This is a genomic window from Klebsiella sp. LTGPAF-6F (genome assembly GCF_001753185.1).
GTDB classification, from domain to species: domain Bacteria; phylum Pseudomonadota; class Gammaproteobacteria; order Enterobacterales; family Enterobacteriaceae; genus Klebsiella; species Klebsiella michiganensis.
Window position 1 is genome coordinate 250,197 of sequence record NZ_CP017450.1, and the last position, 25,806, is coordinate 276,002.

Genomic DNA, 25,806 nt, shown 5'->3' on the forward strand with positions numbered 1-25,806 from the left:
TGCATATCAAAGGAAGCGCCAGAGATGCATTTTCGCGCGATAACCCGAATCGTTGGACTGCTGGTCATTTTGTTTTCGGGGACAATGATCCTCCCGGGATTAATAGCCCTGATATATCGCGATGGTGCGGGGCGGGCGTTTACCCAGACCTTTTTCGTTGCCCTGGCGATCGGCTCGCTGCTGTGGTGGCCCAACCGTCGTGAGAAGGGTGAACTGAAATCCCGCGAAGGGTTTCTCATCGTCGTGCTGTTCTGGACGGTGCTCGGAAGCGTCGGTTCGCTGCCCTTTATCTTCTCTGAACAGCCCAACCTGAGCATTACGGATGCCTTCTTTGAATCCTTCTCGGGTCTGACAACGACCGGGGCAACGACGCTGGTTGGGTTAGATTCGTTACCCCACGCCATTCTTTTCTATCGTCAGATGCTGCAATGGTTTGGCGGGATGGGGATCATCGTGCTGGCGGTAGCGATACTGCCGATACTGGGCGTCGGGGGGATGCAGCTGTATCGGGCGGAAATGCCCGGGCCGCTGAAAGATAACAAGATGCGGCCGCGCATTGCTGAGACGGCGAAAACGCTGTGGCTTATCTATGTCTTACTGACGGTGGCCTGTGCGCTGGCGCTGTGGTTTGCCGGCATGCCGGCGTTCGACGCCATCGGGCACAGCTTCTCGACGATTGCGATTGGCGGATTCTCCACCCATGACGCCAGCGTGGGCTACTTTAATAGCCCAACGATTAACTCCATTATTGCGATTTTCTTGCTGATATCGGGCTGTAACTACGGCCTGCACTTTTCATTACTCAGCGGGCGCAGCCTGAAAGTGTACTGGCGCGATCCCGAATTCCGCATGTTCATCGGCGTGCAGCTCACGCTGGTGGTGGTATGTACCCTGGTGCTGTGGCTGCATGACGTCTACAGTTCGGCGCTCATGACGGTGAATCAGGCGTTCTTTCAGGTTGTATCGATGGCGACAACGGCGGGCTTCACGACCGACAGCATTGCGCGCTGGCCGCTATTTTTGCCGGTCCTCCTCCTCTGTTCGGCTTTTATCGGCGGCTGTGCCGGGTCGACAGGCGGTGGTTTGAAGGTTATCCGTATTCTTCTGCTTTTCAAGCAGGGTAACCGTGAGCTTAAACGGCTGGTACATCCTAACGCGGTATACAGTATTAAACTGGGGAACCGCGCGCTGCCGGAACGTATCCTGGAAGCCGTCTGGGGATTCTTCTCCGCCTATGCGCTAGTGTTTATCATTAGTATGCTGGTGATTATCGCCACCGGCGTGGATGATTTCTCGGCCTTTGCTTCGGTCGTTGCGACGCTGAATAACCTTGGCCCTGGGCTGGGTGTTGTGGCGGATAACTTTGCGACGATGAACCCTGTCGCAAAATGGATCTTGATTGCTAATATGCTGTTTGGTCGTCTGGAAGTGTTCACCTTGCTGGTGCTATTTACTCCGACTTTCTGGCGCGAATAACAGGAGTGCCTGTGAAAACTTTGATTCTCTTTTCTACCCGCGACGGACAGACGCGTGAAATCGCCTCCTATCTGGCATCTGAATTAAAAGAGCAGGGGATTGATGCGGACACGATCGATCTCAACCGCACCAATGAAGTGGAGTGGCCCTTATACGATCGTGTCGTCATCGGCGCATCAATCCGCTATGGTCATTTTCATCCCGCCTTAGAACGGTTTGTAAAAACGCATCTTCAGTCGCTGCAGGCGCTACCGGGCGCCTTTTTCTCGGTCAACCTCGTCGCGCGTAAGCCAGAAAAACGAACGCCGCAGACCAACAGCTACACCCGCAAGTTTCTGCTTAACTCGCCGTGGCAGCCGCAGCACTGCGCGGTGTTTGCCGGCGCGCTCCGCTATCCACGCTATCGTTGGTACGATCGGTTTATGATTCGCCTTATTATGAAGATGACCGGCGGCGAAACGGATGTCAGTAAAGAAGTGGTGTATACCGACTGGCAGCAGGTGGGCAGATTTGCGCGGGAAATTGCGCAAATGACCAGCAAATAGCGCGTTAAACCATCCTGGTGATGGAAAGTTGAGCGAACGAAAAGTTTTTTGAAATTTCCCCTTGTCACTTCGGAATTACTCCCTATAATGCGCTCCCACTGACACGGAACAACGGCTTACAGCCCGCCGGGTCAGCGGGATTCAGCGATGAATACCGGCAGAGAAAAGCGAAAATAATCGCTTGACTCTGAATGAGGAAAACGTATTATACGGGACCTCGCGACGGTGAGCGAAAGCCGCGTTGCACTGCTCTTTAACAATTTATCAGACAATCTGTGTGGGCACTCAAAGTGACATGGATTCTTAACGTCGCAAGACGAAAAATGAATACCAAGTCTCAAAGAGTGAACACGTAATTCATTACGAAGTTTAATTCTACGAGCATCAAACTTAAATTGAAGAGTTTGATCATGGCTCAGATTGAACGCTGGCGGCAGGCCTAACACATGCAAGTCGAACGGTAGCACAGAGAGCTTGCTCTCGGGTGACGAGTGGCGGACGGGTGAGTAATGTCTGGGAAACTGCCTGATGGAGGGGGATAACTACTGGAAACGGTAGCTAATACCGCATAACGTCGCAAGACCAAAGAGGGGGACCTTCGGGCCTCTTGCCATCAGATGTGCCCAGATGGGATTAGCTGGTAGGTGGGGTAACGGCTCACCTAGGCGACGATCCCTAGCTGGTCTGAGAGGATGACCAGCCACACTGGAACTGAGACACGGTCCAGACTCCTACGGGAGGCAGCAGTGGGGAATATTGCACAATGGGCGCAAGCCTGATGCAGCCATGCCGCGTGTATGAAGAAGGCCTTCGGGTTGTAAAGTACTTTCAGCGGGGAGGAAGGTGTTGAGGTTAATAACCTCAGCAATTGACGTTACCCGCAGAAGAAGCACCGGCTAACTCCGTGCCAGCAGCCGCGGTAATACGGAGGGTGCAAGCGTTAATCGGAATTACTGGGCGTAAAGCGCACGCAGGCGGTCTGTCAAGTCGGATGTGAAATCCCCGGGCTCAACCTGGGAATTGCATTCGAAACTGGCAGGCTGGAGTCTTGTAGAGGGGGTAGAATTCCAGGTGTAGCGGTGAAATGCGTAGAGATCTGGAGGAATACCGGTGGCGAAGGCGGCCCCCTGGACAAAGACTGACGCTCAGGTGCGAAAGCGTGGGGAGCAAACAGGATTAGATACCCTGGTAGTCCACGCTGTAAACGATGTCGACTTGGAGGTTGTTCCCTTGAGGAGTGGCTTCCGGAGCTAACGCGTTAAGTCGACCGCCTGGGGAGTACGGCCGCAAGGTTAAAACTCAAATGAATTGACGGGGGCCCGCACAAGCGGTGGAGCATGTGGTTTAATTCGATGCAACGCGAAGAACCTTACCTACTCTTGACATCCACGGAACTTAGCAGAGATGCTTTGGTGCCTTCGGGAACCGTGAGACAGGTGCTGCATGGCTGTCGTCAGCTCGTGTTGTGAAATGTTGGGTTAAGTCCCGCAACGAGCGCAACCCTTATCCTTTGTTGCCAGCGGTTAGGCCGGGAACTCAAAGGAGACTGCCAGTGATAAACTGGAGGAAGGTGGGGATGACGTCAAGTCATCATGGCCCTTACGAGTAGGGCTACACACGTGCTACAATGGCATATACAAAGAGAAGCGACCTCGCGAGAGCAAGCGGACCTCATAAAGTATGTCGTAGTCCGGATTGGAGTCTGCAACTCGACTCCATGAAGTCGGAATCGCTAGTAATCGTGGATCAGAATGCCACGGTGAATACGTTCCCGGGCCTTGTACACACCGCCCGTCACACCATGGGAGTGGGTTGCAAAAGAAGTAGGTAGCTTAACCTTCGGGAGGGCGCTTACCACTTTGTGATTCATGACTGGGGTGAAGTCGTAACAAGGTAACCGTAGGGGAACCTGCGGTTGGATCACCTCCTTACCTTAAAGAACCTGCCTTTGTAGTGCTCACACAGATTGTCTGATGAAAATGTAGCAGTAAAAAATCTCTGCAGGCTTGTAGCTCAGGTGGTTAGAGCGCACCCCTGATAAGGGTGAGGTCGGTGGTTCAAGTCCACTCAGGCCTACCAAATTCGCTCCCGTGCTGCGTTGTGAAATAACTCGCATACTTCAGTATGCTTCGTTCTTACACGCCTTGCCCGGAATCGAATTACGGTAAATGAGATTAACTACGATGGGGCTATAGCTCAGCTGGGAGAGCGCCTGCTTTGCACGCAGGAGGTCTGCGGTTCGATCCCGCATAGCTCCACCATCTTTACTGCACAACACAAGAAAACTTCAGAGTGTACCTGAAAAGGTTCACTGCGAAGTTTTGCTCTTTAAAAATCTGGATCAAGCTGAAAATTGAAACGACACACAGTTAATGTGTGTTCGAGTCTCTCAAATTTTCGCGACACGACGATGTTTTACGAAACATCTTCGGGTTGTGAGGTTAAGCGACTAAGCGTACACGGTGGATGCCCTGGCAGTCAGAGGCGATGAAGGACGTGCTAATCTGCGAAAAGCGTCGGTAAGGTGATATGAACCGTTACAGCCGGCGATGTCCGAATGGGGAAACCCAGTGCAATTCGTTGCACTATCGTTAACTGAATACATAGGTTAACGAGGCGAACCGGGGGAACTGAAACATCTAAGTACCCCGAGGAAAAGAAATCAACCGAGATTCCCCAGTAGCGGCGAGCGAACGGGGAGCAGCCCGGAGTCTGAATCAGCTTGTGTGTTAGTGGAAGCGTCTGGAAAGTCGCAGGGTACAGGGTGATACTCCCGTACACTAAAACGCACAGGTTGTGAACTCGAAGAGTAGGGCGGGACACGTGGTATCCTGTCTGAATATGGGGGACCATCCTCCAAGGCTAAATACTCCTGACTGACCGATAGTGAACCAGTACCGTGAGGGAAAGGCGAAAAGAACCCCGGCGAGGGGAGTGAAAAAGAACCTGAAACCGTGTACGTACAAGCAGTAGGAGCCCACTGGTTGGGTGACTGCGTACCTTTTGTATAATGGGTCAGCGACTTATATTCTGTAGCAAGGTTAACCGTATAGGGGAGCCGCAGGGAAACCGAGTCTTAACTGGGCGTTAAGTTGCAGGGTATAGACCCGAAACCCGGTGATCTAGCCATGGGCAGGTTGAAGGTTGGGTAACACTAACTGGAGGACCGAACCGACTAATGTTGAAAAATTAGCGGATGACTTGTGGCTGGGGGTGAAAGGCCAATCAAACCGGGAGATAGCTGGTTCTCCCCGAAAGCTATTTAGGTAGCGCCTCGTGAATTCATCTTCGGGGGTAGAGCACTGTTTCGGCTAGGGGGTCATCCCGACTTACCAACCCGATGCAAACTACGAATACCGAAGAATGTTATCACGGGAGACACACGGCGGGTGCTAACGTCCGTCGTGAAGAGGGAAACAACCCAGACCGCCAGCTAAGGTCCCAAAGTCATGGTTAAGTGGGAAACGATGTGGGAAGGCCCAGACAGCCAGGATGTTGGCTTAGAAGCAGCCATCATTTAAAGAAAGCGTAATAGCTCACTGGTCGAGTCGGCCTGCGCGGAAGATGTAACGGGGCTAAACCATGCACCGAAGCTGCGGCAGCGACACTATGTGTTGTTGGGTAGGGGAGCGTTCTGTAAGCCGTTGAAGGTGGCCTGTGAGGGTTGCTGGAGGTATCAGAAGTGCGAATGCTGACATAAGTAACGATAATGCGGGTGAAAAACCCGCACGCCGGAAGACCAAGGGTTCCTGTCCAACGTTAATCGGGGCAGGGTGAGTCGACCCCTAAGGCGAGGCCGAAAGGCGTAGTCGATGGGAAACAGGTTAATATTCCTGTACTCGGTGTTACTGCGAAGGGGGGACGGAGAAGGCTATGTTGGCCGGGCGACGGTTGTCCCGGTTTAAGCATGTAGGCGGATGTTCCAGGTAAATCCGGAACGTTATCAACGCTGAGGTGTGATGACGAGGCACTACGGTGCTGAAGTGACAAATGCCCTGCTTCCAGGAAAAGCCTCTAAGCATCAGGTAACATCAAATCGTACCCCAAACCGACACAGGTGGTCAGGTAGAGAATACCAAGGCGCTTGAGAGAACTCGGGTGAAGGAACTAGGCAAAATGGTGCCGTAACTTCGGGAGAAGGCACGCTGATGGTAAGTGAAGTGACTTGCTCATGGAGCTGAAATCAGTCGAAGATACCAGCTGGCTGCAACTGTTTATTAAAAACACAGCACTGTGCAAACACGAAAGTGGACGTATACGGTGTGACGCCTGCCCGGTGCCGGAAGGTTAATTGATGGGGTTATCCTCACGGAGAAGCTCTTGATCGAAGCCCCGGTAAACGGCGGCCGTAACTATAACGGTCCTAAGGTAGCGAAATTCCTTGTCGGGTAAGTTCCGACCTGCACGAATGGCGTAATGATGGCCAGGCTGTCTCCACCCGAGACTCAGTGAAATTGAACTCGCTGTGAAGATGCAGTGTACCCGCGGCAAGACGGAAAGACCCCGTGAACCTTTACTATAGCTTGACACTGAACACTGGTCCTTGATGTGTAGGATAGGTGGGAGGCTTTGAAGTGTGGACGCCAGTCTGCATGGAGCCATCCTTGAAATACCACCCTTTAATGGCTGGTGTTCTAACGTGGGCCCGTAATCCGGGTTGCGGACAGTGTCTGGTGGGTAGTTTGACTGGGGCGGTCTCCTCCTAAAGAGTAACGGAGGAGCACGAAGGTCAGCTAATCCTGGTCGGACATCAGGAGGTTAGTGCAATGGCATAAGCTGGCTTGACTGCGAGCGTGACGGCGCGAGCAGGTGCGAAAGCAGGTCATAGTGATCCGGTGGTTCTGAATGGAAGGGCCATCGCTCAACGGATAAAAGGTACTCCGGGGATAACAGGCTGATACCGCCCAAGAGTTCATATCGACGGCGGTGTTTGGCACCTCGATGTCGGCTCATCACATCCTGGGGCTGAAGTAGGTCCCAAGGGTATGGCTGTTCGCCATTTAAAGTGGTACGCGAGCTGGGTTTAGAACGTCGTGAGACAGTTCGGTCCCTATCTGCCGTGGGCGCTGGAGAATTGAGGGGGGCTGCTCCTAGTACGAGAGGACCGGAGTGGACGCATCACTGGTGTTCGGGTTGTCATGCCAATGGCATTGCCCGGTAGCTAAATGCGGAAGAGATAAGTGCTGAAAGCATCTAAGCACGAAACTTGCCCCGAGATGAGTTCTCCCTGACCCTTTAAGGGTCCTGAAGGAACGTTGAAGACGACGACGTTGATAGGCCGGGTGTGTAAGCGCAGCGATGCGTTGAGCTAACCGGTACTAATGAACCGTGAGGCTTAACCTTACAACGCCGAAGATGTTTTGGCGATTTGAGAAGACAACAATTTCAGCTTAGATTACAGATTTTCGGGAACGAAAGATTTTACGCTGAGGCAAGGCGGCAAATGAAGTAAAGGAAGGAGCATACTGTAGTATGTGACTGACTTTACGAATGCAGCCAACGCAGCATCGGTGTAAAAGATTCGTTTCTGACAACAGAATTTGCCTGGCGGCGACAGCGCGGTGGTCCCACCTGACCCCATGCCGAACTCAGAAGTGAAACGCCGTAGCGCCGATGGTAGTGTGGGGTCTCCCCATGTGAGAGTAGGGAACTGCCAGGCATCAAACAAGTGAAGAGCCCATCCTGACGGATGGGCTTTTTGCGTTTTTGTCGTTTAAAATTGCCAGATTTTAGGCACGCCATGGTACCTGCTCCCCCTGACAATCAGGCAAGCCTTCCCTCACTATATACGGTAAACTAATGCAGATTTTGCATCTGGAAGCCATTATGAGCCACTCACTTAAGCCCTGGAACACCTTCGGTATTGACCGTTCTGCCAAAGCGATTGTACGCGCCGAAACTGAAAAACAGCTACTGGATGCCTGGCAAAATGCCACCGCAGAGCGCCAGCCAACCCTGATCCTTGGTGAAGGAAGCAATGTTCTGTTCCTGAAGGATTATTCCGGTACGGTCATTATCAACCGTATTATGGGGATAGAAGTGAGTGAAACACCTGGCGCGTGGCATTTGCATGTTGGTGCAGGAGAAAACTGGCATCAGCTGGTCCAGTTTGCGTTAAATAACGGAATGCCGGGCCTGGAAAATCTTGCTTTGATTCCTGGCTGCGCCGGCTCCTCGCCGATTCAAAATATTGGTGCTTACGGCGTTGAATTACAGAAGGTTTGCCGGTACGTCGACTGCATTGAGTTGGTCACGGGTGTGAAACAGCGTCTTTCCGCTGCTGAATGTCGCTTTGGCTACCGGGACAGTATTTTTAAACATGAATATCAGGACCGCTACGCCATTGTGGCGGTTGGTTTGACGTTGCCAAAAGCCTGGCAACCCGTTTTGACCTACGGTGATTTAACCCGGCTCGATCCGCAAACCGTTACCCCGCAGCAGGTATTTGACGCCGTCTGTCATATGCGCATGACCAAACTCCCCGATCCAAAAGTGAATGGAAATGCGGGGAGCTTCTTTAAGAACCCGGTCGTTAGCGCGGACAAGGCGCAAGCGCTGCTGGCGACCTATCCGGGCATCCCTCACTACCCTCAGCCGGATGGCAGTATGAAACTTGCCGCCGGCTGGCTTATCGATCAATGCCAGCTTAAAGGTAAAGTGATGGGTGGCGCAGCGGTGCATAGCCAGCAGGCGCTGGTATTGATCAATCAGCATCAGGCAACCAGTGAAGACGTGGTTGAGCTGGCTCATTACGTACGCCAGCAGGTTGGTGAGAAGTTTAATATCTGGTTACAGCCGGAAGTGCGCTTTATCGGTGAAACGGGAGAAGTTAATGCCGAGGAGACCATCGCATGAAAGACTACACCGTTCCTTTGACGCTAATATCGATCCTGGCCGACGCTGAATTTCACTCAGGTGAACAGCTTGGCGAGCGTTTAGGGATGAGTCGGGCAGCAATCAACAAGCATATTCAAACGTTACGCGATTGGGGAGTCGACGTATTTACCGTACCGGGTAAAGGCTACAGTCTCCCTGAGCCTATCCAGCTTCTGGATGAAGAGCAGATCGCCAGGCAGATCGAGCATGGCCGGGTAACCGTACTACCGGTGATTGATTCCACGAACCAGTATCTTCTGGACAGACTTAGCGAACTGCAATCGGGTGATGCCTGCGTGGCTGAGTATCAGCAGGCAGGTCGCGGCCGCCGCGGGCGCAAGTGGTTCTCGCCGTTTGGTTCTAACCTTTACCTTTCAATGTACTGGCGACTGGAGCAGGGCCCTGCTGCGGCTATAGGCTTGAGTCTGGTCATTGGGATCGTCATTGCCGAGGTGCTGCAAAGCCTGGGGGCGGATAAAGTTCGGGTGAAATGGCCAAACGATCTCTATTTACAGGATCGGAAGTTGTCCGGGATCCTGGTGGAACTGACGGGGAAAACCGGCGATGCTGCGCAGATAGTCAGCGGCGCGGGGATTAACCTCATGATGCGCCGGGTGGAATCTGATGTTGTCAATCAGGGTTGGATCAGCCTCCAGGAGGCAGGGATCTCTATCGATCGTAATACGTTAGCGGCTTGTCTGATTAAAGAGCTGCGGGCAGGATTTAAACTTTTTGAGAATGAAGGTCTGGCACCCTATCTCACCCGCTGGGAAAAGCTCGATAACTTTATTAATCGACCGGTTAAACTTATTATTGGCGATAAAGAGATCTTTGGTATTTCGCGAGGTATTGATGCTCAAGGCGCATTATTACTGGAGCAGGACGGGATGGTAAAACCCTGGATTGGCGGTGAGATATCATTGCGCAGCGCTGAATAAAAAAAGGGGAGCTAACGCTCCCTTTTTTATTTTCTTAAACGCACCTGATTCACAGAGTGGTTTGCGCTTTTGGTCATTATAAGGCTGGCTCGCTCACGGGTTGGTAGAATGTTCTCTTTTAAATTCAAAAGATTAATCTCATTCCACAGCGATGTGGCAATATCAATTGCTTCATCTTTAGACAGCTGAGCATAGCTATGAAAATAGGAGTCCGGGTCGGTAAACGCGCCTTCGCGGAATTTCAGAAAACGATTGATATACCAGTTTTTTAGCAGTTCTTCAGGCGCATCGACGTAAATTGAAAAATCAACGAAGTCCGAAACAAATACATGATGCGGATCGTGTGGATAATCCATGCCGCTCTGCAGAACATTTAAACCCTCAAGAATTAATATATCAGGCTGCGTGACGGTTTTATCCCCATCAGGAATGACGTCGTAAATCAGATGTGAATAGACCGGCGCCGTAGCGTCAGGAACGCCGGATTTCAGGTCTGAGACGAATTTAACCAAGCGATGCATGTCATAAGACTGCGGGAAGCCCTTCTTCTTCATCAGGCCGCGTTCTTTCAATACCGCGTTAGGATGCAGAAAACCATCTGTCGTGATTAATTCTACATGTCGATGTTCAGGCCAGCGGCTCAGCAATGCTTGCAGCACGCGCGCGGTAGTGCTCTTCCCGACCGCCACGCTACCCGCAATGCTAATGATGTAAGGAATACGTTGGCCGTTGGTGCCAAGGAATTGTTCCAGTACAGCCTGGCGGCGCAGATTAGAGCTGATATAGAAATTGAGTAAACGCGACAGCGGCAAATAAATTTCCGCTACTTCTTCCAGGGAAAGATCTTCGTTGATGCCTTTTAACCGCGTGATTTCTTCTTCTGTTAGCGTCATCGGAACGGAATCACGAAGCGCAGCCCATTGGTCGCGGTTAAATTGTAGATACGGTGTCATTAACGTTTGCTCTTTTAGGCTCATAAGCATGCTCTTGCAACCGCCGAATTACATGAAGGCGGGGTGCTTCACACTAGTTAATCAGGACAATGGGCAGGAGGGTAACACCAGATTGCGAGGAATAATAAGAAAAAAACTCATTGAATGATGCTTTCTAAAGGTAGCATCACAGAGATGAATGGTTTGGTAAGGGGATATAAAGTTCTCAGCAGAGACCCGTGGGTTATTCATTGAATCGGGTGGTCAGGTGATGGGGTATCGATGCCGCTTTAGCGACATCACTCTACTTTTTGCCCTCCTCGGCAACCCTGTCCGTGAGGATGATTGGCGTATTTTTGTCCTGCTCTGTTTGAAATTACACCATTTTTTCTCGTTTGAGCACAAAATGTGAGCAATAGAACATTTTCTGCAATTTTTTAGTTGCATGAACTCGCAGGTCTCCCTAGAATGCGCGCTACTTGATGCCGACTTAGCTCAGTAGGTAGAGCAACTGACTTGTAATCAGTAGGTCACCAGTTCGATTCCGGTAGTCGGCACCATCAAGTGCCTGGTGGGGTTCCCGAGCGGCCAAAGGGAGCAGACTGTAAATCTGCCGTCATCGACTTCGAAGGTTCGAATCCTTCCCCCACCACCATCTTTCGGCAACGCTTTGCGGAGCCAGAGTTGATTGGTTAAACTGGTCAGCTCAAACAAAAAAAGAGACGCTTCTCTTTTTTTTGTTATAGAAAGAACTGGGTAGCCGAGTTTCAGGATGCGGGCATCGTATAATGGCTATTACCTCAGCCTTCCAAGCTGATGATGCGGGTTCGATTCCCGCTGCCCGCTCCAAACGTGCTGATATGGCTCAGTTGGTAGAGCGCACCCTTGGTAAGGGTGAGGTCCCCAGTTCGACTCTGGGTATCAGCACCACTTCTTTATCTCTCCTCCCCTGTTTCTCTCTTGTTTATTGCATTCAACAAGTCGGGCATGTTGCCCGGTTGATGTGGTGATATCACCGATTTATCCGTGTCTTAGAGGGACAATCGATGTCTAAAGAAAAGTTTGAACGTACAAAACCGCACGTTAACGTCGGTACTATCGGCCACGTTGACCATGGTAAAACAACGCTGACCGCTGCAATCACTACCGTTCTGGCTAAAACCTACGGTGGTTCTGCTCGCGCATTCGACCAGATCGATAACGCGCCGGAAGAAAAAGCTCGTGGTATCACCATCAACACTTCTCACGTTGAATATGACACCCCGACTCGCCACTACGCGCACGTAGACTGCCCGGGCCACGCCGACTATGTTAAAAACATGATCACCGGTGCTGCGCAGATGGATGGCGCGATCCTGGTTGTTGCTGCGACTGACGGCCCGATGCCGCAGACTCGTGAGCACATCCTGCTGGGTCGTCAGGTAGGCGTTCCGTACATCATCGTGTTCCTGAACAAATGCGACATGGTTGATGACGAAGAGCTGCTGGAACTGGTTGAAATGGAAGTTCGTGAACTTCTGTCTCAGTACGATTTCCCGGGCGACGACACTCCGATCGTTCGCGGTTCCGCTCTGAAAGCGCTGGAAGGTGACGCAGACTGGGAAGCGAAAATTATCGAACTGGCTGGCTACCTGGATTCTTACATCCCGGAACCAGAGCGTGCGATTGACAAGCCGTTCCTGCTGCCGATCGAAGACGTATTCTCCATCTCCGGTCGTGGTACCGTTGTTACCGGTCGTGTAGAGCGCGGTATCATCAAAGTTGGCGAAGAAGTTGAAATCGTTGGTATCAAAGAGACTGCGAAGTCTACCTGTACTGGCGTTGAAATGTTCCGCAAACTGCTGGACGAAGGCCGTGCTGGTGAGAACGTTGGTGTTCTGCTGCGTGGTATCAAACGTGAAGAAATCGAACGTGGTCAGGTACTGGCTAAGCCGGGTTCTATCAAGCCGCACACCAAGTTCGAATCTGAAGTGTACATTCTGTCCAAAGACGAAGGCGGCCGTCATACTCCGTTCTTCAAAGGCTACCGTCCGCAGTTCTACTTCCGTACAACTGACGTGACTGGCACCATCGAACTGCCGGAAGGCGTAGAGATGGTAATGCCGGGCGACAACATCAAAATGGTTGTTACCCTGATCCACCCGATCGCGATGGACGACGGTCTGCGTTTCGCAATCCGTGAAGGTGGCCGTACCGTTGGCGCGGGCGTGGTTGCTAAAGTTCTCGGCTAATCGCTGATAACATTTGACGCAATGCGCAATAAAAGGGCATCATTTGATGCCCTTTTTGCACGCTTTCACACCAGAACCTGGCTCATCAGTGATTTTTTGGGTCATAATCATTGCTGAGACAGGCTCTGAAGAGGGCGTTAAGTCCGAAACGCAGCAGAGCATTTCGGTTTGGTCGCCTCGCATTTCATGCGGGGTGAAGTTATTTGTCTGAATTCTTGTGACAGGTTGGTTTATGAGTGCGAATACCGAAGCTCAAGGGAGCGGGCGCGGCCTCGAAGCGATGAAGTGGACAATCGTAGTCGTGCTGCTGGTTGTGGCCATCGTCGGCAACTTCCTTTATCGTGACATTATGCTGGCAGTGCGTGCGCTGGCTGTAGTGATTCTGATCGCTGCAGCGGGCGGTGTCGCGCTGTTAACGACAAAAGGTAAGGCGACAGTCGCCTTCGCTCGTGAAGCGAGAACCGAAGTCCGCAAGGTGATCTGGCCGACTCGCCAGGAAACGTTGCATACCACGCTGATTGTTGCCGCAGTGACTGCCGTAATGTCACTGATCCTGTGGGGACTGGATGGTATTCTGGTTCGCCTGGTATCCTTTATCACTGGCCTGAGGTTCTGAGATGTCTGAAGCTCCTAAAAAACGCTGGTACGTCGTTCAGGCGTTTTCCGGTTTTGAAGGTCGCGTAGCTACCTCGTTGCGTGAACATATCAAATTACACAATATGGAAGAGTTGTTTGGCGAAGTCATGGTGCCGACCGAAGAAGTGGTCGAAATCCGCGGCGGCCAGCGTCGTAAAAGCGAACGCAAATTCTTCCCGGGCTACGTGCTGGTCCAGATGGTGATGAACGACGCGAGCTGGCACCTGGTGCGCAGCGTACCGCGTGTGATGGGTTTCATCGGCGGTACATCTGACCGTCCGGCACCGATCAGCGACAAAGAAGTCGACGCGATCATGAACCGTCTGCAGCAGGTTGGCGATAAGCCGCGGCCGAAAACGCTGTTTGAGCCGGGTGAAATGGTTCGCGTTAGCGACGGTCCATTTGCCGACTTTAACGGTGTGGTTGAAGAAGTGGACTACGAGAAGTCTCGTCTGAAAGTGTCCGTTTCTATCTTTGGTCGTGCGACGCCGGTTGAGCTGGACTTCGCTCAGGTAGAAAAAGCCTAACAGCCGATCAAAAAAGCAACGTTTTAATCGTTGCATGAGGCGCGGAATTGACATACAATTTCGCGCCTTTTGTTTTTATGGGTCTGATTCCCATAAAGCGATATTTATCACGGGGAGCCTTTTTAGGCGCTACACCCAAACGAGGAAATTTACATGGCTAAGAAAGTACAAGCCTATGTCAAGCTGCAGGTTGCAGCTGGTATGGCAAACCCGAGTCCACCGGTTGGTCCAGCACTGGGTCAGCAGGGTGTGAACATCATGGAATTCTGCAAAGCGTTCAACGCAAAAACTGAATCCCTGGAAAAAGGTCTGCCGATCCCGGTTGTTATTACCGTTTACGCTGACCGTTCTTTCACCTTCGTTACCAAAACTCCGCCGGCAGCAGTTCTGCTGAAAAAAGCGGCTGGTATCAAGTCTGGTTCCGGTAAACCGAACAAAGACAAAGTAGGTAAAATTTCCCGCGCTCAGCTGCAGGAAATCGCGCAGACCAAAGCTGCCGACATGACTGGTTCCGACATTGAAGCGATGACTCGCTCCATTGAAGGTACTGCACGTTCCATGGGCCTGGTAGTGGAGGACTAAGAAATGGCTAAACTGACCAAGCGCATGTCCGTGATTCGTGACAAAGTTGATGCGACCAAACAGTACGACATCAACGAAGCCATCTCTCTGCTGAAAGAACTGGCTACTGCTAAGTTCGTTGAAAGCGTTGATGTTGCCGTTAACCTCGGCATCGACGCGCGTAAATCTGACCAGAACGTCCGCGGCGCGACCGTACTGCCGCACGGTACTGGCCGTTCAGTTCGCGTAGCCGTATTTGCCCAGGGCCCGAACGCTGAAGCAGCTAAAGCTGCTGGCGCAGAGCTGGTAGGTATGGAAGATCTGGCTGACCAGATCAAAAAAGGCGAAATGAACTTTGACGTTGTTATTGCTTCCCCGGATGCAATGCGCGTTGTTGGCCAGCTGGGCCAGGTTCTGGGTCCGCGCGGCCTGATGCCAAACCCGAAAGTGGGTACCGTAACGCCGAACGTTGCTGAAGCGGTTAAGAACGCTAAAGCAGGTCAGGTTCGTTACCGTAACGACAAAAACGGCATCATCCACACCACCATCGGTAAAGTGGATTTTGACGCTGATAAACTGAAAGAAAACCTGGAAGCTCTGCTGGTTGCGCTGAAAAAAGCAAAACCGACTCAAGCTAAAGGCGTGTACATCAAGAAAATCAGCATCTCCACCACCATGGGTGCTGGCGTTGCCGTTGATCAGGCTGGTCTGAGCGCATCTGCGAACTAAGATTAGCTTTACGTGGGCGGTGGTTTTGTCTACAATTCTACCCCCACGATTCTGTTGAAATATAACAGAGCACTATGCGAGTCATTTGAATTGCAGCAAGGCAGCAAGTGAGTGAATCACCAGGAGCATAGTTAACTATGTGACTGGTGTGAACGAGCGCAGCTAACACAGCTGCGGTTCAAAGGACGAAGTCATAGAAAGAATTTGTTCGTTGGAGCCTGGCCTATCCAGGCCTCCGTCGAAGACCGCAGGTGTTTCGCAAGAGACTTAATGCCCTGCGTAGACGGTGACAGAACGCTAAGATTATTTTTGGATACTCTGGCTTGTTTCTGCTCACCGTATTAAGACGCTCTTCTCTTTGAGTCGAGTGAAGTGAGTTCCGGAGCATGAGCTCTGGCAAACATCCAGGAGCAAAGCTAATGGCTTTAAATCTTCAAGACAAACAAGCGATTGTTGCTGAAGTCAGCGAAGTAGCCAAAGGCGCGCTGTCTGCAGTAGTTGCGGATTCCCGTGGCGTGACTGTAGACAAAATGACTGAACTGCGTAAAGCAGGTCGTGAAGCTGGCGTATACATGCGTGTTGTTCGTAACACCCTGCTGCGCCGCGTCGTTGAAGGTACTCCTTTCGAGTGCCTGAAAGACACGTTTGTTGGTCCGACCCTGATTGCATACTCTATGGAACACCCGGGCGCTGCCGCTCGTCTGTTCAAAGAGTTCGCGAAAGCGAATGCAAAATTTGAGGTCAAAGCCGCAGCCTTTGAAGGTGAGCTGATCCCGGCGTCGCAAATCGACCGCCTGGCAACTCTGCCGACCTACGAAGAAGCAATTGCACGCCTGATGGCAACCATGAAAGAAGCTTCGGCTGGCAAACTGGTTCGCACTCTGGCTGCTGTACGCGATGCGAAAGAAGCTGCTTAATCGCAGTTGTCTTTGTAAAGCATTCGCTTACGTATAAACTTATTCTGATATTCAGGAACAATTTAAATGTCTATCACTAAAGATCAAATCATTGAAGCAGTATCCGCTATGTCCGTAATGGACGTTGTTGAGCTGATCTCTGCAATGGAAGAAAAATTCGGTGTTTCCGCTGCTGCTGCTGTAGCTGTAGCTGCTGGCCCGGTTGAAGCTGCTGAAGAAAAAACTGAATTCGACGTAATTCTGAAAGGTATCGGCGCTAACAAAGTTGCCGTTATCAAAGCAGTACGTGGCGCAACTGGCCTGGGTCTGAAAGAAGCTAAAGACCTGGTAGAATCTGCTCCGGCCGCTCTGAAAGAAGGCGTGAGCAAAGATGACGCTGAAGCACTGAAAAAATCTCTGGAAGAAGCTGGCGCTGAAGTTGAAGTTAAATAAGCCAACCTTTCCGGTTGCAGCCTGAGAAATCAGGCTGATGGCTGGTGACTTTTTAGTCACCAGCCTTTTTGCGCTGTAAGGCGCCAGTAGAATTTCACACTGTTTGACTACTGGTTGTCCTGACAATGCTTGTTTCTATAGACGACTTAATATACTGCGACAGGTTAGGGCTCCTGAGCTGTGTAAATCGCAATGAAATGGTTTAAGCGTGATAGAAACAGGTATTGCGGAAAGTGTTCCATTTTCCGGTCAACAAAATAGTGTTGCATAAAAAACTGCCTTATGTGGGCAGATGGGTCGACTTGTCAGCGAGCTGAGGAACCCTATGGTTTACTCCTATACCGAGAAAAAACGTATTCGTAAGGATTTTGGTAAACGTCCGCAGGTTCTGGACATACCTTATCTCCTTTCTATCCAGCTTGACTCGTTTCAGAAGTTCATCGAGCAAGATCCTGAAGGGCAGTATGGTCTGGAAGCAGCTTTCCGTTCCGTATTCCCGATCAAAAGCTACAGCGGTAACTCTGAGCTGCAGTACGTCAGCTACCGTTTGGGCGAACCGGTTTTTGACGTTAAAGAATGTCAGATCCGTGGCGTGACCTACTCGGCACCGCTGCGCGTCAAACTGCGTCTGGTGATCTACGAGCGCGAAGCGCCGGAAGGCACCGTTAAAGACATTAAAGAACAAGAAGTCTACATGGGCGAAATTCCGCTCATGACCGACAACGGTACCTTCGTTATCAACGGTACCGAGCGCGTTATCGTTTCTCAGCTGCACCGTAGCCCGGGCGTCTTCTTTGACAGTGACAAAGGTAAGACCCACTCTTCCGGTAAGGTCCTGTATAACGCACGTATCATTCCTTACCGTGGCTCCTGGCTGGACTTCGAGTTCGACCCGAAAGACAACCTGTTTGTCCGTATCGACCGTCGTCGTAAGCTGCCGGCTACCATCATCCTGCGCGCGCTGAATTACACCACTGAGCAGATCCTTGACCTGTTCTTCGAGAAAGTGGTCTTTGAAATTCGCGATAACAAGCTGCAGATGGAACTGGTACCGGAGCGTCTGCGCGGCGAAACGGCCTCCTTCGACATCGAAGCGAACGGCAAAGTGTACGTTGAGAAAGGGCGTCGCATCACCGCACGTCACATTCGCCAGCTGGAAAAAGACGATATCAAACATATCGAAGTTCCGGTTGAGTACATCGCTGGCAAAGTTGCCTCTAAAGACTATGTTGACGAATCTACTGGCGAGCTGATCTGCCCGGCGAACATGGAGCTGAGCCTGGATCTGCTGGCCAAGCTGAGCCAGTCTGGCCATAAGCGTATCGAAACGCTGTTCACCAACGATCTGGATCACGGTCCGTACATCTCTGAGACTGTACGCGTCGACCCGACCAACGACCGTCTGAGCGCGCTGGTAGAAATCTACCGCATGATGCGCCCTGGTGAGCCGCCGACTCGTGAAGCGGCTGAAAGCCTGTTCGAGAACCTGTTCTTCTCCGAAGACCGCTACGATCTGTCCGCGGTAGGTCGTATGAAGTTCAACCGTTCTCTGCTGCGCGACGAAATCGAAGGTTCCGGTATCCTGAGCAAAGAAGACATCATCGAAGTGATGAAGAAGCTCATCGATATCCGTAACGGTAAAGGCGAAGTCGATGATATCGACCACCTCGGCAACCGTCGTATCCGTTCCGTTGGCGAAATGGCGGAAAACCAGTTCCGCGTTGGCCTGGTCCGCGTAGAGCGTGCGGTGAAAGAGCGTCTGTCTCTGGGCGATCTGGATACCCTGATGCCTCAGGATATGATCAACGCCAAGCCGATTTCTGCGGCAGTGAAAGAGTTCTTTGGCTCCAGCCAGCTGTCTCAGTTTATGGACCAGAACAACCCGCTGTCTGAGATTACGCACAAACGTCGTATCTCTGCACTCGGCCCGGGCGGTCTGACCCGTGAACGCGCAGGCTTTGAAGTTCGAGACGTACACCCGACCCACTACGGTCGCGTATGTCCAATCGAAACGCCTGAAGGTCCGAACATCGGTCTGATCAACTCCCTGTCCGTGTACGCACAGACGAACGAATACGGTTTCCTCGAGACCCCGTACCGTAAAGTGACTGACGGTGTTGTAACCGACGAAATTCATTACCTGTCTGCTATCGAAGAAGGCAACTACGTTATTGCTCAGGCGAACTCCAACCTGGATGACGAAGGCCACTTTGTAGAAGATCTGGTTACCTGCCGTAGTAAAGGCGAATCCAGCTTGTTCAGCCGCGACCAGGTTGACTACATGGACGTATCCACCCAGCAGGTGGTATCCGTCGGTGCGTCCCTGATCCCGTTCCTGGAACACGATGACGCCAACCGTGCATTGATGGGTGCGAACATGCAACGTCAGGCCGTTCCGACTCTGCGCGCTGATAAGCCGCTGGTTGGTACCGGTATGGAACGTGCTGTTGCCGTTGACTCCGGTGTAACTGCGGTCGCTAAACGTGGCGGTACCGTTCAGTACGTGGATGCTTCCCGTATCGTTATCAAAGTTAACGAAGACGAGATGTACCCGGGCGAAGCAGGTATCGACATCTATAACCTGACCAAGTACACCCGTTCTAACCAGAACACCTGCATCAACCAGATGCCGTGTGTCTCTCTGGGTGAGCCGATTGAGCGCGGTGACGTGCTGGCTGACGGCCCGTCTACCGACCTCGGTGAACTGGCGCTCGGCCAGAACATGCGCGTCGCGTTCATGCCGTGGAACGGTTACAACTTCGAAGACTCCATCCTCGTTTCCGAGCGTGTTGTCCAGGAAGACCGTTTTACCACCATCCACATTCAGGAACTGGCGTGCGTGTCTCGTGACACCAAGCTGGGGCCGGAAGAGATCACCGCCGACATCCCGAACGTGGGTGAAGCTGCGCTCTCTAAACTGGATGAATCCGGTATCGTTTATATCGGCGCGGAAGTGACCGGTGGCGATATTCTGGTTGGTAAGGTAACGCCGAAAGGTGAAACCCAGCTGACGCCGGAAGAGAAACTGCTGCGTGCGATCTTCGGTGAGAAGGCGTCTGACGTTAAAGACTCTTCCCTGCGCGTACCAAACGGTGTCTCCGGTACCATTATCGACGTTCAGGTCTTTACCCGCGACGGCGTAGAAAAAGACAAACGTGCGCTGGAAATTGAAGAGATGCAGCTCAAACAGGCGAAGAAAGACCTGTCTGAAGAACTGCAGATCCTCGAAGCTGGCCTGTTTGGTCGTATCTACGCGGTGCTGGTCTCCGGCGGTATCGAAGCTGAGAAGCTCGATAAGCTGCCGCGCGATCGCTGGCTGGAACTGGGCCTGACCGACGAAGAGAAACAGAATCAGCTGGAACAGCTGGCTGAGCAGTACGACGAACTGAAACACGAGTTCGAGAAAAAACTCGAAGCGAAACGCCGCAAAATCACTCAGGGCGACGATCTGGCACCGGGCGTGCTGAAGATTGTCAAAGTGTATCTGGCCGTTAAACGTCAGATTCAGCCTGGTGACAAAATGGCAGGCCGTCACGGTAACAAGGGTGTTATCTCTAAGATCAACCCGATCGAAGATATGCCTTACGATGAAAACGGCACGCCGGTTGACATCGTACTGAACCCGCTGGGCGTACCGTCTCGTATGAACATCGGTCAGATCCTGGAAACTCACCTGGGTATGGCTGCGAAAGGTATTGGCGAGAAAATCAACGCCATGCTGAAACAGCAGCAGGAAGTCGCCAAACTGCGCGAATTCATCCAGCGTGCCTACGATCTGGGTACCGACGTGCGTCAGAAGGTTGATCTGAATACCTTCACTGACGAAGAAGTTATGCGTCTCGCTGAAAACCTGAAAAAAGGTATGCCGATCGCAACGCCGGTCTTCGACGGTGCGAAAGAGTCTGAAATCAAGGAACTGTTACAGCTTGGTGGCCTGCCGACTTCCGGCCAGATCACCCTGTTCGACGGTCGTACCGGTGAGCAATTCGAGCGCCAGGTTACCGTTGGCTACATGTACATGCTGAAACTGAACCACCTGGTTGATGACAAGATGCATGCGCGTTCTACCGGTTCTTACAGCCTGGTTACTCAGCAGCCGCTGGGTGGTAAGGCGCAGTTCGGTGGTCAGCGCTTCGGGGAGATGGAAGTGTGGGCGCTGGAAGCATATGGCGCAGCATACACCCTGCAGGAAATGCTCACCGTTAAGTCTGATGACGTGAACGGCCGTACTAAGATGTATAAGAACATCGTGGACGGCAACCATCAGATGGAACCGGGCATGCCGGAATCCTTCAACGTACTGTTGAAAGAGATTCGCTCGCTGGGCATCAACATCGAACTGGAAGACGAGTAACTCTCGCTCAAACAGGTCACTGGTGCCGGGGTAAGACCCGGCGCCAGATTGTGCTAACTCCGACGGGAGCAAATCCGTGAAAGACTTATTAAAGTTTCTGAAAGCGCAAACTAAAACCGAAGAGTTTGATGCGATCAAAATTGCTCTGGCATCGCCAGACATGATCCGTTCATGGTCTTTTGGTGAAGTTAAAAAGCCGGAAACCATTAACTACCGTACGTTCAAACCTGAGCGTGACGGCCTTTTCTGTGCGCGTATTTTCGGGCCAGTAAAAGACTACGAGTGCCTGTGCGGTAAGTACAAGCGCCTGAAACACCGCGGTGTGATCTGTGAGAAGTGCGGCGTTGAAGTGACCCAGACTAAAGTGCGCCGTGAGCGTATGGGCCACATCGAGCTGGCGTCTCCGACCGCCCACATCTGGTTCCTGAAGTCTCTGCCGTCCCGTATCGGCCTGCTGCTCGATATGCCGCTGCGCGATATCGAACGCGTGCTGTACTTCGAATCCTATGTGGTTATCGAAGGCGGTATGACCAACCTGGAACGCCAGCAGATCCTGACTGAAGAACAGTATCTGGACGCGCTGGAAGAGTTCGGTGACGAATTTGACGCGAAGATGGGTGCGGAAGCTATCCAGGCCCTGCTGAAGAGCATGGATCTGGAGCAAGAGTGTGAAACTCTGCGCGAAGAGCTGAACGAAACCAACTCCGAAACCAAGCGTAAGAAGCTGACCAAGCGTATCAAACTGCTGGAAGCGTTCGTCCAGTCTGGCAACAAGCCGGAGTGGATGATCCTGACCGTTCTGCCGGTTCTGCCGCCAGATCTGCGTCCGCTGGTTCCGCTGGATGGCGGTCGTTTCGCGACTTCTGACCTGAACGATCTGTATCGTCGCGTCATTAACCGTAACAACCGTCTGAAACGTCTGCTGGATCTGGCTGCGCCGGACATCATCGTACGCAACGAAAAACGTATGCTGCAGGAAGCGGTCGACGCCCTGCTGGATAACGGTCGTCGCGGTCGTGCGATCACCGGTTCTAACAAACGTCCTCTGAAATCTTTGGCCGATATGATCAAAGGTAAGCAGGGTCGTTTCCGTCAGAACCTGCTCGGTAAGCGCGTTGACTACTCCGGTCGTTCTGTAATCACCGTAGGTCCATACCTGCGTCTGCATCAGTGCGGTCTGCCGAAGAAAATGGCGCTGGAGCTGTTCAAACCGTTCATCTACGGCAAGCTGGAACTGCGTGGCCTCGCCACCACCATTAAAGCCGCTAAGAAAATGGTTGAGCGTGAAGAAGCTGTCGTTTGGGATATCCTGGACGAAGTGATCCGCGAACACCCGGTACTGCTGAACCGTGCACCAACCCTGCACCGTTTGGGTATCCAGGCATTTGAGCCGGTACTGATCGAAGGTAAAGCTATTCAGCTGCACCCGCTGGTTTGTGCGGCATACAACGCCGACTTCGATGGTGACCAGATGGCTGTTCACGTACCGCTGACGCTGGAAGCCCAGCTCGAAGCGCGTGCGCTGATGATGTCTACCAACAACATCCTGTCTCCGGCGAACGGCGAACCAATCATCGTTCCGTCTCAGGACGTTGTACTGGGTCTGTACTACATGACCCGTGACTGTGTTAACGCCAAAGGCGAAGGCATGGTGCTGACTGGCCCGAAAGAAGCTGAGCGTATTTATCGCGCTGGCCTGGCCTCTCTGCATGCGCGCGTTAAAGTGCGTATCACTGAATACGAAAAAGATGCTAACGGCGAATTCGTTGCGAAAACCAGCCTGAAAGACACGACTATCGGCCGTGCCATTCTGTGGATGATCGTACCGAAAGGTCTGCCTTTCTCCATCGTCAACCAGGCGCTGGGTAAGAAAGCGATCTCCAAAATGCTGAACACCTGCTACCGTATTCTGGGCCTGAAACCGACCGTTATTTTTGCGGACCAGACGATGTACACCGGCTTTGCTTATGCAGCGCGCTCAGGTGCATCCGTTGGTATCGATGACATGGTCATCCCGGAGAAAAAATACGAGATCATCAGCGAAGCGGAAGCGGAAGTTGCTGAGATTCAGGAGCAGTTCCAGTCGGGTCTGGTTACCGCTGGCGAACGCTACAACAAAGTTATCGATATCTGGGCCGCGGCGAACGATCGTGTATCCAAAGCGATGATGGACAACCTGCAAACTGAAACCGTTATTAACCGTAACGGCGAAGAAGAGCAGCAGGTCTCCTTCAACAGCATTTACATGATGGCCGACTCCGGTGCGCGTGGTTCTGCTGCACAGATTCGTCAGCTTGCCGGTATGCGTGGTCTGATGGCGAAGCCGGATGGCTCCATCATCGAAACGCCAATCACCGCGAACTTCCGTGAAGGTCTGAACGTACTCCAGTACTTCATCTCCACGCACGGTGCGCGTAAAGGTCTGGCGGATACCGCACTGAAAACGGCGAACTCCGGTTACCTGACTCGTCGTCTGGTTGACGTTGCGCAGGACCTGGTCGTGACTGAAGACGACTGTGGCACCCTGGAAGGCATCACCATGACCCCGGTTATCGAGGGTGGCGATGTTAAAGAGCCGCTGCGCGATCGCGTACTGGGTCGTGTGACCGCTGAAGACGTTCTGAAGCCGGGTACGGCGGACATTCTGGTTCCACGCAACACGCTGCTGCACGAGCACTGGTGCGATCTGCTGGAAGAGAACTCCGTTGACTCCGTCAAAGTGCGTTCCGTTGTATCCTGTGACACCGACTTTGGTGTATGTGCGCACTGCTACGGTCGTGACCTGGCGCGTGGCCACATCATCAACAAAGGTGAGGCTATCGGCGTTATCGCGGCACAGTCCATCGGTGAGCCGGGTACACAGCTGACGATGCGTACGTTCCACATCGGTGGTGCGGCATCTCGTGCGGCTGCTGAGTCCAGCATCCAGGTGAAAAACAAAGGTAGCATCCGTCTGAGCAACGCGAAGTCGGTTGTGAACTCCAGCGGTAAGCTGGTTATTACTTCCCGTAATACCGAGCTGAAGCTGATCGACGAATTCGGTCGTACCAAAGAGAGCTATAAAGTGCCTTACGGCTCCGTTATGGCGAAAGGTGATGGCGAGCAGGTTGCCGGCGGTGAAACCGTAGCAAACTGGGATCCGCACACCATGCCGGTTATCACCGAAGTGAGTGGTTTTGTCCGCTTCACTGACATGATTGACGGCCAGACCATTACTCGTCAGACCGACGAGCTGACCGGTCTGTCTTCTCTGGTGGTTCTGGATTCTGCAGAGCGTACCACTGGCGGTAAAGATCTGCGTCCGGCGCTGAAAATCGTTGATGCTCAGGGCAATGACGTTCTGATCCCGGGTACCGATATGCCTGCGCAGTACTTCCTGCCGGGTAAAGCGATTGTTCAGCTGGAAGATGGCGTCCAGATCAGCTCTGGTGACACCCTGGCGCGTGTACCGCAGGAATCCGGCGGTACCAAGGACATCACCGGTGGTCTGCCGCGCGTTGCCGACCTGTTCGAAGCGCGTCGTCCGAAAGAGCCGGCAATCCTGGCTGAAATCAGCGGCATCATTTCCTTCGGTAAAGAAACCAAAGGGAAACGTCGTCTGGTTATCACCCCGGTAGACGGTAGCGATCCGTACGAAGAGATGATTCCTAAGTGGCGTCAGCTCAACGTGTTCGAAGGTGAACGCGTAGAACGTGGTGACGTGGTTTCCGACGGTCCGGAAGCGCCGCACGACATTCTGCGTCTGCGTGGCGTGCATGCTGTGACTCGTTACATTGTTAACGAAGTTCAGGACGTATACCGTCTGCAGGGCGTTAAGATTAACGATAAGCACATCGAAGTTATCGTTCGTCAGATGCTGCGTAAAGCGACCATCGAAAGCGCCGGTAGCTCCGACTTCCTGGAAGGCGAACAGGTTGAATACTCTCGCGTTAAGATTGCTAACCGCGATCTGGAAGCGAACGGCAAAGTGGGTGCAACATTCTCCCGCGATCTGCTGGGTATCACCAAAGCGTCCCTGGCAACCGAATCGTTCATCTCTGCCGCATCGTTCCAGGAGACCACCCGTGTCCTGACCGAAGCAGCCGTTGCGGGTAAACGCGACGAACTGCGTGGCCTGAAAGAGAACGTTATCGTGGGTCGTCTGATCCCGGCCGGTACCGGTTATGCGTACCACCAGGATCGTATGCGCCGTCGCGCAGCGGGCGAACTGCCAGCAGCGCCGCAGGTCAGCGTGGAAGAAGCTTCTGCTAACCTGGCAGAACTGCTGAACGCGGGTCTGAGCGGTTCTGACAACGATTAATCGTTGATTCGCTAAAGGCTCAAAAAGCCAGTCAGGTCACCTGACTGGCTTTTTTATTGCCTGCCAGTTTATTGTTGCCGTTTATCCCGTCTACTTTTTTATTACATTTTATTGATGTAATAGCTGCAATTAATTAGCAAATATAAACCACTCCTATAATGATTTATTTCCATGACTGTTTTTCATCCTCAATGAAAGGGTGAAAATTCTACGCGTGTCAAAAAATAAGCACCGCAAACGCTATATAGTCAAAAAACTAAAATAATCATGTGATTACTTTCCCGGTTCTTTTCGGTTTACCGCAGCCGAGGGGATTGTTACGCCTGTTAAAAGGCGATGGAGGAGGTGAACT

General features: G+C 52.3%; 14 protein-coding genes, 6 tRNA genes and 3 rRNA genes. 22 read left to right on the forward strand and 1 reads right to left on the reverse strand.

Annotated features, from left to right (window positions below; all coding sequences use genetic code 11):
- Nucleotides 1-24: 24 nt before the first annotated feature.
- The 9 genes from trkH (at nucleotide 25) to birA (ending at nucleotide 9,835) form a co-directional block, all read left to right on the forward strand.
- On the forward strand, nucleotides 25-1,476 hold the full coding sequence (trkH, locus tag BJF97_RS01170) for a Trk system potassium transporter TrkH (RefSeq protein ID WP_070082755.1): 1,452 nt from the start codon (nucleotides 25-27) through the stop codon (nucleotides 1,474-1,476).
- Between the two features lie 11 nt (nucleotides 1,477-1,487).
- Entirely contained in the window at nucleotides 1,488-2,021 is a 534-nt protein-coding gene (gene hemG, locus BJF97_RS01175; RefSeq protein WP_004870475.1) for a menaquinone-dependent protoporphyrinogen IX dehydrogenase, read from the forward strand.
- 392 nt (nucleotides 2,022-2,413) lie between these two features.
- A 16S ribosomal RNA gene (locus BJF97_RS01180) occupies nucleotides 2,414-3,952 on the forward strand.
- Nucleotides 3,953-4,023: 71 nt separating this feature from the next.
- Nucleotides 4,024-4,100 (forward strand) — tRNA-Ile (locus BJF97_RS01185).
- Between the two features lie 106 nt (nucleotides 4,101-4,206).
- Nucleotides 4,207-4,282, forward strand: a tRNA-Ala gene (locus BJF97_RS01190).
- A 178-nt stretch (nucleotides 4,283-4,460) separates the two neighbouring features.
- A 23S ribosomal RNA gene (locus BJF97_RS01195) occupies nucleotides 4,461-7,364 on the forward strand.
- A 200-nt stretch (nucleotides 7,365-7,564) separates the two neighbouring features.
- Nucleotides 7,565-7,680, forward strand: a 5S ribosomal RNA gene (rrf, locus tag BJF97_RS01200).
- The 16S, 23S and 5S rRNA genes sit together here with 2 tRNA genes alongside, the layout of an rRNA operon.
- Nucleotides 7,681-7,847: 167 nt before the next feature.
- Entirely contained in the window at nucleotides 7,848-8,876 is a 1,029-nt protein-coding gene (murB, locus tag BJF97_RS01205) for a UDP-N-acetylmuramate dehydrogenase (RefSeq protein ID WP_032695049.1), read from the forward strand.
- Nucleotides 8,873-9,835 (forward strand): bifunctional biotin--[acetyl-CoA-carboxylase] ligase/biotin operon repressor BirA, encoded by a 963-nt coding sequence (gene birA / locus BJF97_RS01210; RefSeq protein WP_014837096.1) that lies wholly within the window; start codon nucleotides 8,873-8,875, stop codon nucleotides 9,833-9,835. The genes murB and birA overlap by 4 nt, the downstream gene beginning before the upstream one ends.
- 26 nt (nucleotides 9,836-9,861) lie before the next feature.
- Here birA and coaA read toward each other — a convergent pair whose 3' ends face one another.
- The gene (gene coaA, locus BJF97_RS01215; RefSeq protein ID WP_014227490.1) at nucleotides 9,862-10,812 is read right to left on the reverse strand and encodes a type I pantothenate kinase; all 951 of its coding nucleotides are present in this window, start codon (nucleotides 10,810-10,812) and stop codon (nucleotides 9,862-9,864) included.
- A gap of 439 nt (nucleotides 10,813-11,251) precedes the next feature.
- Here coaA and BJF97_RS01220 point away from each other — a divergent pair.
- From BJF97_RS01220 to rpoC, 13 genes are all read left to right on the forward strand, one after another.
- A tRNA-Thr gene (locus BJF97_RS01220) sits at nucleotides 11,252-11,327 on the forward strand.
- A gap of 10 nt (nucleotides 11,328-11,337) precedes the next feature.
- A tRNA-Tyr gene (locus BJF97_RS01225) sits at nucleotides 11,338-11,422 on the forward strand.
- 119 nt (nucleotides 11,423-11,541) lie between these two features.
- A tRNA-Gly gene (locus tag BJF97_RS01230) sits at nucleotides 11,542-11,616 on the forward strand.
- Between the two features lie 5 nt (nucleotides 11,617-11,621).
- Nucleotides 11,622-11,697, forward strand: a tRNA-Thr gene (locus BJF97_RS01235).
- A 116-nt stretch (nucleotides 11,698-11,813) separates the two neighbouring features.
- Nucleotides 11,814-12,998, forward strand: a complete 1,185-nt coding sequence (gene tuf, locus BJF97_RS01240) for an elongation factor Tu (RefSeq protein WP_004097636.1) — start codon at nucleotides 11,814-11,816, stop codon at nucleotides 12,996-12,998.
- A 232-nt stretch (nucleotides 12,999-13,230) separates the two neighbouring features.
- The gene (gene secE / locus BJF97_RS01245) at nucleotides 13,231-13,614 is read left to right on the forward strand and encodes a preprotein translocase subunit SecE (RefSeq protein WP_004097638.1); all 384 of its coding nucleotides are present in this window, start codon (nucleotides 13,231-13,233) and stop codon (nucleotides 13,612-13,614) included.
- A gap of 1 nt (nucleotide 13,615) precedes the next feature.
- Entirely contained in the window at nucleotides 13,616-14,161 is a 546-nt protein-coding gene (gene nusG, locus BJF97_RS01250) for a transcription termination/antitermination protein NusG (protein WP_002438628.1), read from the forward strand.
- Between the two features lie 153 nt (nucleotides 14,162-14,314).
- Complete coding sequence (gene rplK / locus BJF97_RS01255; RefSeq protein ID WP_004097640.1) at nucleotides 14,315-14,743, forward strand: 50S ribosomal protein L11; 429 nt, start codon at nucleotides 14,315-14,317, stop codon at nucleotides 14,741-14,743.
- 3 nt (nucleotides 14,744-14,746) lie between these two features.
- Entirely contained in the window at nucleotides 14,747-15,451 is a 705-nt protein-coding gene (gene rplA, locus BJF97_RS01260) for a 50S ribosomal protein L1 (RefSeq protein ID WP_004097642.1), read from the forward strand.
- A gap of 419 nt (nucleotides 15,452-15,870) precedes the next feature.
- Nucleotides 15,871-16,368 (forward strand): 50S ribosomal protein L10, encoded by a 498-nt coding sequence (gene rplJ / locus BJF97_RS01265; RefSeq protein WP_004097644.1) that lies wholly within the window; start codon nucleotides 15,871-15,873, stop codon nucleotides 16,366-16,368.
- 66 nt (nucleotides 16,369-16,434) lie between these two features.
- Nucleotides 16,435-16,800 (forward strand): 50S ribosomal protein L7/L12, encoded by a 366-nt coding sequence (gene rplL / locus BJF97_RS01270; protein ID WP_004097645.1) that lies wholly within the window; start codon nucleotides 16,435-16,437, stop codon nucleotides 16,798-16,800.
- 325 nt (nucleotides 16,801-17,125) lie between these two features.
- Complete coding sequence (gene rpoB, locus BJF97_RS01275) at nucleotides 17,126-21,154, forward strand: DNA-directed RNA polymerase subunit beta (RefSeq protein WP_004097647.1); 4,029 nt, start codon at nucleotides 17,126-17,128, stop codon at nucleotides 21,152-21,154.
- A gap of 76 nt (nucleotides 21,155-21,230) precedes the next feature.
- Nucleotides 21,231-25,454: a DNA-directed RNA polymerase subunit beta' gene (rpoC, locus tag BJF97_RS01280; RefSeq protein WP_032692785.1), complete on the forward strand. Its 4,224-nt coding sequence runs from the start codon at nucleotides 21,231-21,233 to the stop codon at nucleotides 25,452-25,454.
- Nucleotides 25,455-25,806: the final 352 nt, after the last annotated feature.